Below are 17,613 nucleotides of genomic sequence, written 5' to 3'. Positions count from 1 at the left end.
TGAATAAAGATCAAGAACAAGCAATGAGTTCTCTTAAGACATCTAAGGGACAAATTGAGGGGATAATCAAGATGATGGAAGACGGTAGATATTGTATTGATGTGTCAAATCAAATAATTGCAGCACAATCTCTACTTAAAAAAGCAAATATGTTAATTTTAAAACAGCATCTTAATCATTGTGTAAAAGATGCATTTATGAATAATACAGGTGAGGATAAAGTCGATGAAATAATTGAATTACTTGCTAAATTAATTGGAAGTAAATAATTGGAGGAATGTAATATGGGAAATAAAACACTTAAAATAGAAGGAATGACCTGCGCAGCATGTGCTAAGGCTATAGAAAGAGTTTCAAAAAAGTTACCCGGCGTTGAGGAGGCAAATGTAAATTTTGCTACTGAAAAGCTAAATTTAAATTATGATGAATCAAAAATTAAATTAGAAGATATACAAAGTGCAGTTGAAAAAGCTGGGTACAAAATATTAGTCCCAACAACCACAAAAACCTTAAAACTAGAGGGAATGACTTGTGCGGCATGTGCAAAGAATATAGAAAGAGTAACTAAGAAACTACCGGGAGTAGTAGAATCAAATGTAAACTTTGCCACTGAAAAATTAACTATATCTTTTGAAACAGCATTAGTTCGGATGTCAGATATAAAGAAGGCAATTGAGAAATCAGGCTATAAGGCTGTAGAGGATGAAAGTAATGTAGACCTGGATAAAGTAAAGAAAGAAAAAGAAATAAAGGCTCTATGGAATAGGTTTTTAATATCTGCAATTTTTGGAGTCCCACTTTTACTAGTTGCCATGCTACCTATGATTATTAGTTTGCCTGAAGCTATTAATCCAATGATGCATATGAAGGTTTATGCTCTTCTACAATTAGCACTTGTTCTACCAATACTATATACAGGGAAAAAATATTATATAGTTGGATTTAAATCATTATTTAGATTGAGTCCCAATATGGATTCATTAATATCAATTGGAACATCAGCAGCATTTCTGTACAGTTTATTTGCTGTAATAAAAATACTTGAAGGTGAACATGGTTATGAAATGTATTTTGAATCTGCAGGTGTAATACTTACACTTATAACGCTTGGTAAATATTTGGAATCTGTAACTAAAGGTAAAACCTCTGAGGCAATCAAAAAACTTATGGGTCTTGCTCCAAAGACGGCTAGAATAATCCGCGATAATATAGAAACAGAGATTCCAATAGATGAAGTAGAAGTTGGAGATATAGTAGTAGTTAGGCCAGGCGAGAAAATGCCAGTAGATGGTGAAGTAATAGAAGGAACTACATCTGTAGATGAGTCAATGCTAACTGGTGAGAGCATGCCAGTGGAAAAAAGTATTGGACATAATATAATTGGCGCAAGTATAAATAAAAATGGATCTATCAAATATAAAGTAACTAAAGTTGGTAAAGATACGGCGCTTTCACAAATAATAACCTTAGTTGAGAATGCTCAAGGTTCAAAAGCTCCAATAGCTGCAATGGCGGATATTATATCAAGTTACTTTGTACCTGTGGTTATAGGTCTTGCCTTAGTTTCCTCATTAGCTTGGTTTATATCTGGAGAAACGGGAGTGTTCTCGTTAACAATATTCATTTCAGTACTTGTAATAGCCTGTCCTTGTGCTCTTGGGCTTGCGACACCTACAGCAATAATGGTGGGAACAGGAAAGGGTGCAGAATATGGAGTGCTTATAAAAAGTGGGGTAGCACTTGAAACTGCACATAAAATTCAAACTATAGTATTTGATAAGACAGGAACACTTACTGAAGGAAAACCAAAGGTAACTGATATAGTTACTGCAGAAGGCATTACTGATTCATTTTTACTTCAAGTAGCAGCCTCTGCTGAAAAAGGTTCTGAACATCCATTAGGTGAAGCAATAGTTAAGGATGCAGAAGAGAATTCACTAGAATTTAAAAAGGTAGATAAATTTAAAGCTATACCTGGTTATGGAATTGAAGTTAGTATAGAAGGTAGCAAAATATTACTTGGTAATAGGAAACTTATGATAGAAAGAGAAATTTCCTTAGATAATTTAGAGGAAGTTTCAAACAGACTTGCTGAAGAAGGAAAAACGCCAATGTATATCGCTATAGAAAATAAGTTAAGCGGAATAATTGCAGTTGCAGACACAGTCAAAGAAAATAGTAAAAAGGCTATAGAAAGACTTCATAGTATGGGAATAGAAGTTGCCATGATAACTGGCGATAATAAGAGGACAGCAGCAGCTATTGCAGCGCAAGTTGGCATTGATAGAATATTAGCTGAAGTTTTGCCTGAGGATAAAGCAAATGAGGTTAAAAAGCTTCAAGCAGAAGGTAAAAAAGTTGCTATGGTTGGCGATGGAATTAATGATGCACCTGCACTAGCTCAGGCAGATATTGGCATTGCTATAGGATCGGGTACAGACGTTGCAATGGAATCTGCAGATATAGTTCTTATGAGAAGCGATTTAATGGATGTAGCGACAGCGCTACAATTAAGTAAGAAAACTATAACAAATATAAAGCAAAATTTATTTTGGGCATTTGGGTATAATGCACTGGGAATACCAGTTGCAATGGGAGTACTACATTTATTCGGAGGCCCACTTTTAAATCCAATTATTGCAGCCCTTGCAATGAGCTTTAGTTCTGTTTCTGTTTTAACAAATGCATTGAGGTTAAAAGGGTTTAAGCCATTAATGTAGAATGTTTTTAATGGAAATCTAAGAAGCCTAAGTATTATTTAAAAATAGTACTTAGGCTTTTATGTTGTTTATTAGGATAAAAAGCATGTGTAGGCTTTGTTTAGTAATTTAAATGTGTTATAATAAAAAAGCAATTAAATATATGGAGAGATGTCCGAGTGGCCGAAGGTACCTGCCTCGAAAACAGGCGAACGGGTTATTCCGTTCCGGGGGTTCAAATCTCCCTCTCTCCGCCAAAATATAAGAACTCGCTGTAGGCGAGTTCTTTATTATGTCAATTTATAAGGGGGATTTGAACCCGCGAGGGCGTATAGCTAAAAATGTGATGGTATCACATTTTTAGCTATACGCGCGGAGACAGGACCCGGACCGGGTGTCGACGTAATTGATGCGTAGCAGCAATTGAATCCCCCTCTCTCCGCTAAAATTAAGGGTTTAGAAGAGCTTATTCTTTTTACAGAATAGGCTCTTTTTTATTTAAAATTAAGTTTTAATATTAATATTGGAATTCAAACAAAATAATGCTATAATTTTGTTAACCCCCTATGGGGGATATTGAATGGAGGCTTAAATATGTGTGAACAACATAATCACGAACATGAAAATACTAAAGCAGTTATCAATAGGCTATCTAGAGCCATAGGTCACTTACAATCTGTAAAAAAGATGGTAGAAGATAATAGAGATTGCAGCGAAGTTCTTATTCAAATTGCAGCAGTAAAATCAGCAGTGAATAATATTGGGAAAATTATTTTACAAGACCATATTAATACCTGTGTTGTAAATGCAGTAGAAACTGGAGATAAAAAGGTACTAGAAGATTTGAATAGTGCCATTGATAAATTTATAAAATAATATTTGGGGGTTTAAAATGGGAATTAAACAATATAAGGCAACTTTTTTTGCTATACTAGCAGCGGCATTATATGGTATTAGTTCACCATTATCTAAATTGCTGTTAAAAGAAATTCCCCCTACGCTAATGGCATCATTTCTCTATCTAGGAGCAGGATGCGGAATAGCTATTGTTCAATTTATTAAGCATAAGAAATATAGGGAGAAAGTTGAAGCGAGACTTACTAAACATGAACTTCCATATATAATTGGAATGGTTTTGTTAGATATTGTGGCACCTATATTTTTAATGTATGGACTTACTATTACAACTGCTGCGAATGCGTCACTACTTAACAATTTTGAAATTGTTGCAACCTCTTTAATTGCTTTATTAATCTTTAAAGAATCTATTAGTAAAAGACTGTGGGGTGCCATTTTTTTAATTACTTTATCAAGTATTATTTTATCTGTAGAAGATTTAAGTGGTTTTTCCTTTTCTTTTGGTTCAATTTTTGTATTGATTGCATGTATCTGTTGGGGACTTGAAAATAACTGTACACGAAAATTATCTGTAAAAGATCCATTAGAAATTGTTGTAATTAAAGGATTTGGTTCTGGAATTGGGTCTTTACTAATTGCACGTGCTTTAGGTGAACAAACAAATAATGTACCTTATATCATAGCAGCCCTCCTACTCGGGTTCTTTGCTTATGGATTAGGTATATCTTTTTATATCTATGCTCAAAGAGATTTAGGAGCAGCAAGAACAAGTGCCTATTATGCTATAGCACCATTTATTGGAGTGGGATTATCTCTGATAATTTTCAGAGAAATACCAACATTTTCATTCGTTATCGCATTAGTCATTATGATCATAGGTACGTATTTTGCGTCAACAGAAAAACATAAGCATAGTCATAGCCATATTGTAATATCCCATGAGCATAGCCATAGTCATGATGATGGTCATCATAGCCATATTCACAATAAAACTATTATTGGAAAGCATAATCATATTCATACTCATGAGGAGTATACTCATTCCCATATACACACACAAGATATATAAGAGAGGAAATTTATAACATGGTGTTAGAGGTTTATGTAATAACTTTATTTAAATAATTATTCTAGGGAGTTAATTTATCTAGGTCCTAAAAATCTATCACCATTTAAGTGTATCATGTGGTCTGGTTGATCTGCCACCCAAATTTCAGTTTCCCAAGCAATTGCATCAATAAATTTTTTAAAACCATTTTTAGACGACATATCTAAAAACGCCGTAATGTAGATAATTCCACAATGACATTCTGTTAGCATGTCCTCAATTTCTGTACGTCTTTTAACAGATACAGGGCCCACAGAAGTAACACTTTCTATAAAATAAATCCAATCTTTATCTTCCCTGTATAATACTACATCTGGAAGTTTATCGTGGTCAGTTATTTTAATACCAAGCTTACGCAATTTTACTTTGTTTTTAACTAAATCTTTTTTTGATGTATCACCAACATATAAAACCTCTGAATCAGGTGCAAATCTTGGAGCAAAATCTTCTATTATAGATTTCTGAAGTATATTGTGTTTACCAGGACTAAATTGAATTTCCTCATCGTTGATTTTAACTGGAATAAAAGCCATCTCTCTAACTTGCTGATATTTTCCATAAAGGGTACCTTTCTCTAATATAAAACTCTCAGTTGCTGTATTCCATGTTCCAGAATTGTATGATTTAAATAGCTCTAAAGCTTCTTCAGTAATACGGTATCCGTATTTAGGACTGTTAGTAGCCCTCTCGTTATCATCTGTATTACGTTCTGCAATTGCACCTTCGCAAAATTGGTGGATAGTTTCTTTTCTAATAGTTTCTCGGGAGTTAGGCTTATAATCTTTACCATAGTAAGTTCGCATAAAGTCCATAATTTCCACAATTCGCATTGGCTCATTTGTTGCTGTATTCCAATTATCATACTCTTTTAATCTAAGTAAAGATAATAAGGTGTATGCTCCTCTATCATTTTGTTGTTGTACTGGCATACCAATTGCCTTTAAGGCTCCTTTTGCTTCTTCTAATTTCCCCATTTGTGTACCTCCTGAATTTCTTCTTTTTTAATTTTCTTATTAAATTTAGCAGTTATTATTTTATCACATTCTTCAGTAGTGAGATTTTTTAATCTAATTGCTTTAGCTCCTATTTCACATATATCTTCAATTGTCGGAAATGGTATGACGTTCATTTCATTAGCATTAACTTGTGTGCTTCCATTTAATATTCTGAAATATTTATCAATAAAAGTTGAATTTAATATGGTAAATAGACCATATTGTTCGCTCTCGTTCATTTCATCATTTGTTTTAACTATATAATTAATATGATTCTCTATACCAATATAATCAAAATTGAATTCATTAGAATTATATATAACAGGTTGTATCCTGCGAGGTTCCTCTTTGGAACTGAATCGCTTAACGAATATATAATCAGTATTCTTTACCAGTTGACCTAAAGATTCTTTTGATTTTTCAATATATTGAGGCTTTTTATTATCTTTAATAGGAAAAGCAATAGCATTGTTATGCCCATAATTATAAGCCCAAAACAAAGGTACAGTGTTTTCACTTGGTTCATATCTTGTGAATTCTGTTGATCTAAAGTCTACCACCGGACCTGTCTTTAATTTATATCCAAGCGTTAAAAGGTTATGATGCCACTGATTTATAAAACTAATAGTATTTATATCATCTTCATTTGTTGGTATTCTCATAAAACAATTTTTGTCATTGGTATCTACAATCAGATCATAGGGGACAATAAAAGTAGTTAGATTATTAAATATTGACATATTAGGACTCTCTGTAATAGTAATGTTTTTCAATACTTTTTCTGTCTTTATAGCCTTAGTTATAATGGTTTCCTGTAAGATGCTGTCACAGGAAAAGACATCATTTCTTGATACAAATAGATGTAAATTAGTAAGTTTAATATTATGAAAAAACCATTTTCTGAAATTTTGGAAGTAAGCCCCGCTACTAAAACTACGAGGAGTAATAAATATCATTTGACCTTCTTCTTTAAGTAGTTTTGCAGACATAGCCATAAAAAGAAAATAAATATTAGGTTGACCAAAAACTATATCTAACATAGCTAAAGCTTCAAGATCTTGTTTTCTTATTTTTTTATATGGTGGATTGGAAATTACTACATCATATAAGGGTGAAGTAGCCCCTATATCACCTCGCCAATATCCTGTATTATAAATAATGAAATTTTCACTCAGTACTTTGTAAGTAAGAATTTTACCATTACATTTAAGTGTATTAACCATACATTCCAAATTTTGATTTAAAATAGGGAGTATGTCATCATTATTTTCATATAAATCGATATGTAAACTTTCTATATTAGGATTTTTAAGAACCTCATCACATATTGCGCTGCTTAAAATTCCACTTCCTGCTCCAGCATCTAGGATGGTTATTTCTTTTTTAGTATATTCTACTAAACTGCCCATAAATGTTGCAACAGATGGTGGTGTAAAAAACTGTCCGATCTTTTTTCTGTTATTTTTGGGTACTGAACTTATATATAGCATTGTATTATCGTATATTTGTTCAACTAACATATGAATAGGCCTCCTGAAATATTGTGTGGTTATACAATATAACAATACTTCATATTAATAATATCATTATTATCATTACTTTTACATAGTTGATTAAGTGAAAGTGTATTTTATTAAATATCTTTTTATAACCTTATGATACTATGCAAGGAGTTCAATTCTTATTACTCATGAAAAATGGAAATAATCTTAAATCTTTGAACCACTTACTTTTAATTTACTTGTAAAATAGTCAACAAAATTAATGGTTAGGTACATAAAAAAAGGACCACATAATAATTCGCAATGTTTTTAGAAAATTTATGCAAAGGTGCGTTATAATTAAAGAGATATTTGAAAAAAATCAGATGTATTAAATCAATTTTAGGGGGAGTGGTATATAGATGAAATTTGTAGATATAGAAAATTGGGAAAGAAAGAAGCATTACAATTATTTCAAGCAACTTGATTATCCTCATTTTAATATTTGTGCAAATGTTGATATTACGGAATTTTACACTTATCTTAAGAAAGAGGAACAACCATTTTTTATATCAATGTTGTATGTTGTTACAAAAACGGCAAATACCATAAAGGAATTTCGCTATAGGATAAGAGGGGATAAGGTAATTGAGAATGAAGTTATTAATCCTGCTTTTACAGTAATGAATTCAAATGAAGTATTTGGATTTTGTACAGCTGAATTTAAAGATGAATTTAAAGAATTTATGGTTACTGCATCAAATGAAATACAAAAATCAAAAGACAACATAAGTCTTGAAGATAAGTCAGGGCGTGATGATCTTATATATACTACATGTATTCCGTGGGTATCATTCACGAGTATAATGCATCCGATTCAAATGAACCCCGTTGACACTATTCCAAGAATAGCCTGGGGTAAATACTTTGAGGAAAATGGAAAAATAAAGTTGCCATTATCTGTTCAAGTACATCACGCATTAGTTGACGGTGTACTTGTTGGGAAATTTTACACTGGGATACAAGAAATTTTAGATAATCCACTAAAGTATTTATAATATGCAGGGATATATGATTTTGTCAGGTAACATTGAAATTTGGTTCATCTTAATTAAGGTGAACTTTTTTTGCGTCGCTGCATAATTTATCAACAGGAGTTTTGCATTTTTATGCAATTAATATAAGTTGTTATTAGAACTCTGAATCTTATAACATATAAATAATGAATTTGGATAAAATAGAATTGAGATTAGATAACTGTTATTATGTCTTTATTTGGTAGGAGGGTTTATGAATAGATTTTTAGAGAAAACTAATATTTATTTTATACTTCTTTTTTTAGATTTATTTTGCGTAATGAATTTTTTAGGGTTCAATTTCCCAAATAACAATTTAGAGAATTCGATTATTATAGGAATTTTATTTACGGTTATAATTATTTCTTATTTTCTTGGACCAATAGTTGGTCTCCTGAGTAGCACCGTTATAATATTTTTTTATGGCACCTTCAAGCTATACGTAAACCTGTCATTTAATTCTCCTGTTGCTCTAAATACTTATGTATGGATGCTATTTATTCCATTAAGTTCTTTTATAACGGGAATGTTATCTGATAATATCCATAAACTTCAAGACGATAATGAAAAACTATCACGAGATTACAAGAATTTAGTTACTATTGACAGTGAAACTGGTTTAAATAATATAAAAGGATTCTATATGAATTTAAATAAACAGCTGAGCTTTTCAAGAAGGCATAAGACACCACTCACGCTAATGATAGTTAAACTTCATTATTTTGATGATCTTAAAGCTATTCTTGGTAATACTAAGTTAACAGAGATATTGTTAGATATAAGTAGTTGTATTAACGATGCAACAAGAAATGAAGATGAGAGATATAAACTTAATGAGGATGTATTTGCCATTCTTATGTCAAATACTGATTTTAAAGGTTCTGAAATTGTAAAACTTAGAATTAAAGAAAATCTAACTAATTTGACTTTTAAAGCTAATGAAAAAGGAAAAAACGTCAATTTGGAAACAAAGATAGGAGCTTTAGAATTAAATGATAATATTAGTGATTCCTTTGAGTTTAAGGAACTGGCTGAAAAGGAACTAGAATATGATGTTTAAAAAAGTAGCTCTATTCACTATAATTTCTTGTATGGTTTTTCAATTAGCACAAATAAAAGTGTTTGCTTCTACTGTCCAAAAGTCGAAGGTGTTAATTGTGTATGATAGAAAAACTGAGTTTGGCTACAGTCATGATTTCGTTTCTACACTAGAGGAACTTATGGGGGCCTTTGATACGGATGTTGATACTGTAAATATTATTGACTATACTTCTTCTACCCTTAATAAATACGATTATGTATTTATTTATACTATTGATAAGGGACTTAACAATCAAACTTTTATAAATGATGTGGAGAAGTATAAAAACAAGTTATGCATAATAGGTAAAGGTATGGACGATATTTTGAAAAATACTAAGAAATACGATTTAGTTTACTTAGGCGATAAAACTAATTGTAACCAGGTTTTTTATAGTAATAATAGAGAGTCTACATTAACCTATGATAAAATGGATAAATTCTATTTACAGGCTAATGGCACCTTTCCCACAGTAAAGACTACTGGTTCTGCTGCGAGTGTATTATCTTATGTAAGTGATGGCTTAAATTATTATCCTCTTGTAATTAATCAAGGGAATTTATGGTATATGTCAGTAGTAGATGATAACTTTATTTTATTATATATTTTCTCTGATATTTTAAATGATATCTTTCAAAGGTCTAATATTCCGAAAAGTCAAGTTTTTATAAGGATAGAGGACGTGAATCCTTTTGCGGACATAAGTAAACTTAAAGCTGTAGCGAATTATCTTTATAGTGAGCAAATTCCTTTTATTATTGCGTTGATACCTACCTATGTTAATCCGCAAACCAGCTATATTACTACACTTTCTGAGAAAAGTGACTTTGTAAATACTATCTTATATATGCAAAATAGGGGTGGAAGTGTAATACTACATGGATACACACACCAACATTATACTGGTGTTACTACTGGCGAAGGCTTTGAATTTTGGGACCACGTTAAGGATTCCCCATTAAATCTAGATGTAAACAAGTATATTGATGACAGGATTGGAAGTGGAATATCCAGTTGTGTAGAAAATGGTATATATCCTCTAGGGTTTGAAGCACCTCACTATGCAATGGGCTCTAAGGGATATTTAGCTATAAAGAAATATTTTTCAACTTATGTTGGGGAGTTTCAAAGTAGCGATGCAAGCTTTACATTATCTAAATTTCCTTATAAATTATATAACACTAAATATTTTAATAAATTAGTGCCTGAAAACCTGGGATATATAGACCCTACAAATCCAATGACCCTTGTTGAGATGGAGGAGAGTTTTCGTCAGATCTCTATTGTAAGAGGTTATACTGCTGGACTGTTTTTTCATCCGTATCTTGATATAAGTTATCTAAAGTCTATTGTTAGTTACTTGAAAAGTAAGGATGTGTGCTTCTTTGACTTAAAGATGGAGGAAAATTGGGTAAAATTTGGGAATATAAAAATAACCTCTAAAAATGGAAGCATTAATGTGCAGGGTGAAGCTCAAAGTACAGAAAAGCCTACTACTAAATTAAATTATATATCAAGTATTAATACCTTTGTTATTGTGTTAGTTTCAATATTTTGTATCATTTTTATTATACTAATTGTAATGTCAAGAAAAATATATAAAAATAAATATTATAGGTGAGTAGATGGAAAATTTGACTTTAATTGATTATTTGTTTATATTTTCGCTTGTGTGTATATGGATGCTTCTATTAATAAATATTATTTTGACTTTGTCAGGGTATATATACTATTTAAAGGTTGAAAAAATGGTCTTTAGGGAATTAGAGTATGAAGAATATCCTATGGTTTCAATTTTGGTTCCTGCTCATAATGAGGAGAAAGTAATAGTAAGAACTGTAAGGTCCTTATTACAATTAAATTACCCTAGAGATAAAATGGAGTTAATTGTTATAAATGACAACTCCTCAGATAATACAGGAGAGAAACTTAAAAAAATTCAAATTGAGTTTTCAGGATATAATTTTAAAATTATTAATACAGGTAAAACAAATGGTGGAAAAGGAAAATCAAATGCATTAAATATTGGTTATGCTAGCTCTATTGGTGATTTTATCGCGGTTTATGATGCCGATAATACACCTGACAAAAATGCATTAAAATTTCTAATTCAAAGAATCATTTATGATGATGAGCTTGGAGCTGTTATTGGAAAGTTTAGAACGAGAAATAAGGAGAAAAATTTACTTACAAAATTTATAAATATTGAAACCTTAAACTTTCAGTGGTTGTCCCAAGCGGGGAGATGGCAGCTTTTGAAATTATGTACTATTCCTGGCACAAACTTCGTTATTAGAAAGACTGTAGTAGAAGAATTAGGTGGTTGGGATATACATGCTATAGCTGAGGATACAGAAATAAGCTTTAGATTGTATAAGCTAGGATATAAAATAACCTTTATGCCTCTTTCTGTTACTTTTGAACAAGAACCGGAGACCTTAAAGGTTTGGTTTAAACAAAGAACTAGGTGGTCTAAAGGAAATATTTATGTGCTAATGAAATATTTAGGAAAAGTTTTTTCTGACAGTCCTAAAAGAATAGTTTTTGATATATTTTATTACTTTTTAATTTATTTCTTGTTTTTATCTTCTGTTATAGTATCAGATATTTTTTTTATACTCAGTATTACTTTAGGTATTAGAATTCACATATCAGGAAATTTCATAATATTATGGATACTTGCTTATTTACTATTTATTCTTGAGGTTAATATAACCCTAACAATGGAAAAGGGGGAAAGTAACCTTAAAAACTTTGTGATTATACCAATAATGTATTTTACTTATTGTCAGATGTGGATGATAGTTGCAATAAAGGGAATGTACCTATTTATTAAAGATAAAATATTTAAACTAGAAACAAAATGGTACAAAACCGAGAGATTTTAAAAAAGTGAGATATTTTAGGAGGATGCTATGAAAAAACATATATGGTTTTTAGTGGTTTTAATCTTTATGTTCATTCCTGTTTTAAATGTGAAAGCTATTACAAGCGATGATAATAATCCGATAAAAACTAAAAACTATAATTTTGATGAGGATACCACTATGAGTGGTGTATTTGGAACGGATAACTTTTCTATAAATGTCGACAAGTTTTGGATTGTTAAGGAATGTTACTTAAATCTAGTTTTTACTCAGAGTCAGCTTTTAAATAAAGATCAAGATACACTTACAGTGCTGATTAATAACCAACCAATATACTCAATAAATATTGGCCAAAAATTTGGCTACAAGGAAACTATAAAAGTGGGTATTCCTGTAGATAAGTTAACTGCTGGTTTTAATGAAATAAAAATTAAAACATACAATAGAATAACTGATAAACCTTGTGCAGATGATGTTAATAGTGGAAATTGGATAACAATCCATAAGGATTCCACTGTACATATTGATTTTGAAGATAAAACAGATTCAAATATGATTGCAAATTATCCCTTCCCTTTTATGAAAACCAGAGAAGAAACTCCAACTAATAGTATAATATTATTGCCAGATAGTATTGATAAAAATGAAGTTACTGGTGCTATGATTCTAGCTTCAAACTTTGGTCAAAGGAGAAGTTTCTCCAATATTAATTTAAATATATATGTAAAATCTTCTTCTGAAATTAAAAAAAATGTAGACATAATATATATTGGAAGAAAAGATGACACATCGAAGGAGTTATTAAGCATATTAACGGAAGGCGAGTTAAAGCGTGCAGATAGCAATGCGATTATAAAATATGTGGTGTCCCCTTATAATAAAAACAAAAAACTTTTATTAATCATCTCAAATAATAGTGAAAACCTTATAAAGGCATGTAATCTTCTTTCTAGCAAAGATCTTTTAACTCAAATTGATTCCAATAGTATTACTGTAGACAGTTCAATGAGTGTTTATGATATTATTGTACCTTTGAGAAATACTTTTTCTTTTTTAGATATGGGTTATGATAATTCAAATTTAGAAGGTTTATTTAAACAAGAAGCCACCTACAATATTTCAATACCTAATAACAAATTGATAAAAGATACTTCAAAAATTAGTATCAAAATGAGATACTCTCAAAACTTAGACTTTAATCGATCTCTTATGACAGTATATATAAACGATATACCTATTGGTAGTAAAAAATTAACAGCTAAAGATGCTGAAAATGATGTTGCTGAATTTAAACTTCCTAAAGAAGTAAGAAATTTGAGCAATTATAACATTGTTGTAAGCTTTGATTTAGAAGTAGTGGATGCAACTTGTAGGTTCAAGGAGGATACTTCGCCTTGGGCATTTATCTCAAATAAGTCCACTATTTATTTACCTTCTGAAGGTTCAAAGGATTATACTTTGGAAAACTATCCGAGCCCTTTTGTTTCAAATGGAAGCTTTAATAATACTACAGTAGTTTTACCCGAAAAACCAACCACTACAGAACTAAATTATTTGGCTAATATAATTGCGTTTCAAGGTCATAGCTTAAAACTTAATACAGGAAAATTATATGTAATAAAAAGTAATGAGTTTAAATCAGAATATTACAATGACAATTTAATAGTATTTGGTACACCTTCAAGAAACAAACTAATAAAAGATTTAAATAAAAATATGAATATTAAATTTAATGATACATTTACAGCGTTTTTATCTAATGATAAAATGACCTTGTTAGATGGATATGATGAAAAATTAGCATCTATACAGATGATTACTTCACCCTATAATGAAAAAAATATAGTAATGGTAATTACTGCTTCCAAAGAAGAGGACTTAGCACTTTCTAAAAACATTTTAACAGATTTTAGTTTAATTAAGAAACTCACTGGAGATGCGGCACTTATCGATAGAGATGGAAATATAAAAAACGGTTATTTTAATGTAAAAGCTCCTACTATTATTGAAGATAATACTGTAACTAAGAAAGCTGACATAAGTAACGAAATAAAGTCACTGTTTGTATTTTTAGCTTTTATTGTAGTTTTCCTCATTGTTACTCTGATAGTTTTTATAAAGCGTTATCACAGAAGAAAGTAATTTTAATTGAAGGAGAGTACTAAGAAATGTTCTTTAAAAAAATATTATTTGTAGGTGTTATGGTTTTAATTATTAGTATCTTAGGGCTAACAATTTCGTTTAAAACTAATCCGAAGTCCTTTTTAAACAACAAACCCTTTATGGAAGGCGAAATTAAATCTGGAAACTTGTCTACGGATTATACTATCCCCGTTACACTAAAGGACATTAAAAAATTAGGTCTTAACACTGTAAATGTGCCAGTAGTAATTAATATAGAATCACTAACAGACAATGAGATGTCAATTGATATAAACAGTAAAAATAGAGCGATTGAACTAATCAAAATTTTGAAGAAAAATAATATTAATGTTGTATTAGAACCTTATCCATGGATTAGTAATGGTAGCCTGTCTGAAACTAAATGGAAGCCAACCGACACCAATGCCTTTTTTTTGAACTGGAAAAAGAAGGTGTTAAGTGGTTTGATAAAGGATATTGCGATGCCTTATGGTGTAGATGCTTTGATTATTTCCTCTAATATGACGGAGCTAGAGTATGCAGAGGGTTATTGGTGTGATACAGTAGACTATGTTAGGAAATCTTATAAGGGGCTAGTGACTTACAAGACCACTTGGTGGTATACTTCTACCTCGGATAAAAAATCTATTGAAGATTACAATGTAAAGTTAAACAATAAATTGTTTTCTAAGCTTGATTTTATTTCTATAGGTGCCTACTTTGAACTTTCTAATAAACCAACTAATACAGTAGAAAACTTAGTTAATTCACTTTCTAATACTCAGGTTTTAAATAGAAACGAAAATGTTAAACAGGAGATAGAAAACTTTAATATAAAATGGAAAAAACCAATATACTTAGCAGAACTTGGGTTTCCTAAAGCAAACTTTGCGGCACTTCATCCATGGGATCCTAACCCTTCCAATGTGGTAAACAGTTTAGAACAAGCAAATTGCTTTGAAGCATATAGAAGAGTGTTTGAGAAGGAAGATTGGTTGCTTGGCATCTCAATTTTTGCTATAGGAGAGCATAGCGAAGATAAACATTATCTACCAAGCGATGAAAGCGTAAAGGTTATTAATCAATGGTATAAATAATAAAAAAGGTGAAAGAACTCGCTGTATCGGGAGTTATTTTACCTTTTTATTATTTTGAAAAGGGGGTTAATTAGCATTATACAAAGGAAATTAGACATTAATGTAGAATTATAATATTAAGCTATTTGCAGCTTTATTAAAAGTTTAAGGGGGATGTGTTAGTATGGATATTGAAAAAAATATACTAGAACAAAGCAGGAAAATATTTTTCACTAATGAATTTGAAAAGATAAAATCTCATTATAAACAATTAAAAGATCTGGTGATTGAACTTGACCCAAGCGATAAAAATTATATTGATTATCTTGAATCGGAGTTTAATAGGGCGATAGAAAAATTTATTAAAGAGGCTAGTATGGTCAAATAATTTATTGGGCGCAAGCATTATTTGGTTGTTAGTTTTGAAATTTATCCAATAGATAAAACCGAGGTTTAAATACACCTCGGTTTTAATTTTTTTGAACTTAAAACAAGATCACGTTTTGTTAAATCAATGTTAATAACAAATAACTGGAGTACCGGCATCAATATTATTAAATATAGTAATTGCTAATTTGTCTGATGCATTTACACAACCATGAGAACCTTTTTTTAAATATTCAGTTCCACCAAATTTATGTCGCCAACTATCTGAACCATGTATTCCAATTCCTTTATTAAATGGCATAAAGCAATTGACGTCTGTACTATAGTCCAGTCCTTTTAATGTGGCATTTTTTTCTTTGTAATTAAGTCTAAAAGCGCCTGTGGGTGTTGCAAACTTCTTGCTTACATTACCAGTAACAACATCGCCATCTACTATAAGCTTAGCATTTTTATAAAACCATAAATGCTGTTTTGCAATATTAATTTCCACATAGGTATTCCCAATATCATTAACATTATGAGATGCGGCGGTTTGAATATATTTAGGTTCCTTTGCTATAGCTTGTCCGCCCTTTATAGCCACAATTAAATCTTGGACTTCTCCTTTATGGTCAACCAACCATCCGTAGTTTCCACCATTAACCTTTACTTTTGTTCCAAGAGATGTAACAAAACTTATTTTCTTACCATAGGTATCATAATTAGTGTCAAGGTTACTTAAAAACTTTTTTATTTTAATTTCATCAAATGAAATTGCAAGGTTTTTGTCAACTCTAATCCAGGTATTAATTATAGAACCATCTAAAACTTCTTTACCGTCAGGAAAGGTATAAGTAATTATTGAAGCTATATATTTATTAAGCATTTTTTTAGTGTTTAAAATTTCTTTGGAATTTGAAGTATATTTTGGATTAATGTAATAATTTTCGGCTTCCAAATTTATTGTTGTTTCTCCCATACCAATTGAATTTACTACATTTGCATACAAAGGCTTGCTACTTACTTTAGTTCCCATAATTTCATTTACAACAACATAGTTGGTAGTTGAATATTTAGTGTAAGAGTCTTTAGGTTCAATTACTTTTTTGCTATCAAAACAAGAGAGCTTATCAAAACGTTCTTTTAGTAGCTTTTCATCATAGGTCACTATATCAGATATTTCAGAAACTTTTGGATTAAAAATAGCATAAATCCACTTAAAAGAATTTTGACTATCTTTTAAAGCTTGAATTTTATCCTTTGCATTATATTTAAGCTTAATGTCAGCAGCCTTAATTTGTTCGGTCACACCATTTCGTTCTTTAAGTTCCAGTGTATATGAGTCGCATTTAGATAATATTTCTTTATGTAACTCCTCTACGGTTTTGCCAGAAGAATTAATGTTATTAATTACAGAACTATTAATTACAGAATTAAAATAAAAATGATTGCTAAAATATATTGATATACCCAAATATAGAATAAGTAAAATAAAAATAGGAATTATGATTGCTTTTATAGAGTTATTAATGTTCAAAGTTTTTAGTTTAATTATAAATTTATTTTCTTTTATTGGTTGTATTTCCATTATTAACCTCCCGATTTTGAAATTATAATTTTTTATTGTACCGTATTAATATTTATTTGACTATTACTTTCTCTTTATCTATTATAACAGTAATATTTACAATATTACTGTTATAAGTTAAATTATTTTTCTTTATTTTGTTCTATAATTAGGGTGCATTATGAATTGAGTTGTTGAGGTAAATATTATATAATAGAGTAAATTAGTATGTTGTTTTCACATCTGACAAATTTAAAATAATATAGTAAAATAAATATAAAACAGAAAACTTGAAGT

14 protein-coding genes and 1 tRNA gene are annotated in these 17,613 nt (G+C 30.3%); 12 read left to right on the top strand and 3 right to left on the bottom strand.

What is annotated here, in order from left to right; all coding sequences use genetic code 11:
- The first annotated feature begins 23 nt into the window (after window positions 1-23).
- The 5 genes from ACREWB_RS15780 (at window position 24) to ACREWB_RS15760 (ending at window position 4,626) form a co-directional block, all read left to right on the top strand.
- Complete coding sequence (locus ACREWB_RS15780) at window positions 24-269, top strand: metal-sensing transcriptional repressor (protein WP_431548490.1); 246 nt, start codon at window positions 24-26, stop codon at window positions 267-269.
- 15 nt (window positions 270-284) lie between these two features.
- Window positions 285-2,720 (top strand): heavy metal translocating P-type ATPase, encoded by a 2,436-nt coding sequence (locus ACREWB_RS15775; protein ID WP_431548417.1) that lies wholly within the window; start codon window positions 285-287, stop codon window positions 2,718-2,720.
- A 144-nt stretch (window positions 2,721-2,864) separates the two neighbouring features.
- Window positions 2,865-2,956, top strand: a tRNA-Ser gene (locus ACREWB_RS15770).
- Window positions 2,957-3,293: 337 nt separating this feature from the next.
- Window positions 3,294-3,575, top strand: coding sequence for a metal-sensing transcriptional repressor (locus ACREWB_RS15765; RefSeq protein WP_216300845.1), 282 nt, complete (start codon window positions 3,294-3,296; stop codon window positions 3,573-3,575).
- A gap of 16 nt (window positions 3,576-3,591) precedes the next feature.
- Window positions 3,592-4,626, top strand: coding sequence for a DMT family transporter (locus tag ACREWB_RS15760; protein WP_431548416.1), 1,035 nt, complete (start codon window positions 3,592-3,594; stop codon window positions 4,624-4,626).
- A 74-nt stretch (window positions 4,627-4,700) separates the two neighbouring features.
- Here ACREWB_RS15760 and ACREWB_RS15755 read toward each other — a convergent pair whose 3' ends face one another.
- Both ACREWB_RS15755 and ACREWB_RS15750 read right to left on the bottom strand, forming a co-directional pair.
- Window positions 4,701-5,639 carry a BsuBI/PstI family type II restriction endonuclease gene (locus ACREWB_RS15755; RefSeq protein ID WP_431548415.1) on the bottom strand — a complete coding sequence of 313 codons (939 nt, stop codon included), beginning with the start codon at window positions 5,637-5,639 and terminating at the stop codon, window positions 4,701-4,703.
- Window positions 5,627-7,180 carry an Eco57I restriction-modification methylase domain-containing protein gene (locus ACREWB_RS15750; protein ID WP_431548414.1) on the bottom strand — a complete coding sequence of 518 codons (1,554 nt, stop codon included), beginning with the start codon at window positions 7,178-7,180 and terminating at the stop codon, window positions 5,627-5,629. Before ACREWB_RS15750 ends, ACREWB_RS15755 begins: the two co-directional genes overlap by 13 nt.
- A 383-nt stretch (window positions 7,181-7,563) precedes the next feature.
- Between ACREWB_RS15750 and ACREWB_RS15745 the strand changes: the two genes are divergently transcribed.
- The 7 genes from ACREWB_RS15745 (at window position 7,564) to ACREWB_RS15715 (ending at window position 15,771) form a co-directional block, all read left to right on the top strand.
- Window positions 7,564-8,199 carry a CatA-like O-acetyltransferase gene (locus ACREWB_RS15745; protein WP_431548413.1) on the top strand — a complete coding sequence of 212 codons (636 nt, stop codon included), beginning with the start codon at window positions 7,564-7,566 and terminating at the stop codon, window positions 8,197-8,199.
- Window positions 8,200-8,431: 232 nt separating this feature from the next.
- Window positions 8,432-9,277: a GGDEF domain-containing protein gene (locus ACREWB_RS15740; protein ID WP_431548412.1), complete on the top strand. Its 846-nt coding sequence runs from the start codon at window positions 8,432-8,434 to the stop codon at window positions 9,275-9,277.
- A complete protein-coding gene (locus ACREWB_RS15735) occupies window positions 9,267-10,919 on the top strand; it encodes a DUF2334 domain-containing protein (protein WP_431548411.1) in 1,653 nt (550 codons plus the stop codon). The genes ACREWB_RS15740 and ACREWB_RS15735 overlap by 11 nt, the downstream gene beginning before the upstream one ends.
- A 4-nt stretch (window positions 10,920-10,923) precedes the next feature.
- A complete protein-coding gene (locus ACREWB_RS15730; protein ID WP_431548410.1) occupies window positions 10,924-12,186 on the top strand; it encodes a glycosyltransferase family 2 protein in 1,263 nt (420 codons plus the stop codon).
- Window positions 12,187-12,213: 27 nt separating this feature from the next.
- A complete protein-coding gene (locus tag ACREWB_RS15725) occupies window positions 12,214-14,307 on the top strand; it encodes a cellulose biosynthesis cyclic di-GMP-binding regulatory protein BcsB (protein WP_431548409.1) in 2,094 nt (697 codons plus the stop codon).
- A gap of 26 nt (window positions 14,308-14,333) precedes the next feature.
- Window positions 14,334-15,404 carry a glycoside hydrolase family 113 gene (locus ACREWB_RS15720; protein WP_431548408.1) on the top strand — a complete coding sequence of 357 codons (1,071 nt, stop codon included), beginning with the start codon at window positions 14,334-14,336 and terminating at the stop codon, window positions 15,402-15,404.
- A gap of 163 nt (window positions 15,405-15,567) precedes the next feature.
- On the top strand, window positions 15,568-15,771 hold the full coding sequence (locus ACREWB_RS15715; protein ID WP_431548407.1) for a hypothetical protein: 204 nt from the start codon (window positions 15,568-15,570) through the stop codon (window positions 15,769-15,771).
- Window positions 15,772-15,900: 129 nt separating this feature from the next.
- On the opposite strand, the gene ACREWB_RS15710 is transcribed toward ACREWB_RS15715, so the two are convergent.
- Window positions 15,901-17,337 (bottom strand): L,D-transpeptidase family protein, encoded by a 1,437-nt coding sequence (locus ACREWB_RS15710; protein WP_431548406.1) that lies wholly within the window; start codon window positions 17,335-17,337, stop codon window positions 15,901-15,903.
- Between the last annotated feature and the right edge of the window lie 276 nt (window positions 17,338-17,613).

The sequence above is a fragment of the Clostridium sp. genome, assembly GCF_050717635.1.
Classification (GTDB): Bacteria; Bacillota; Clostridia; order Clostridiales; family Clostridiaceae; genus Clostridium_AD.
Note: the sequence above shows the minus strand (reverse complement) of the source record. Positions and strands in the feature narration are given on the sequence as shown.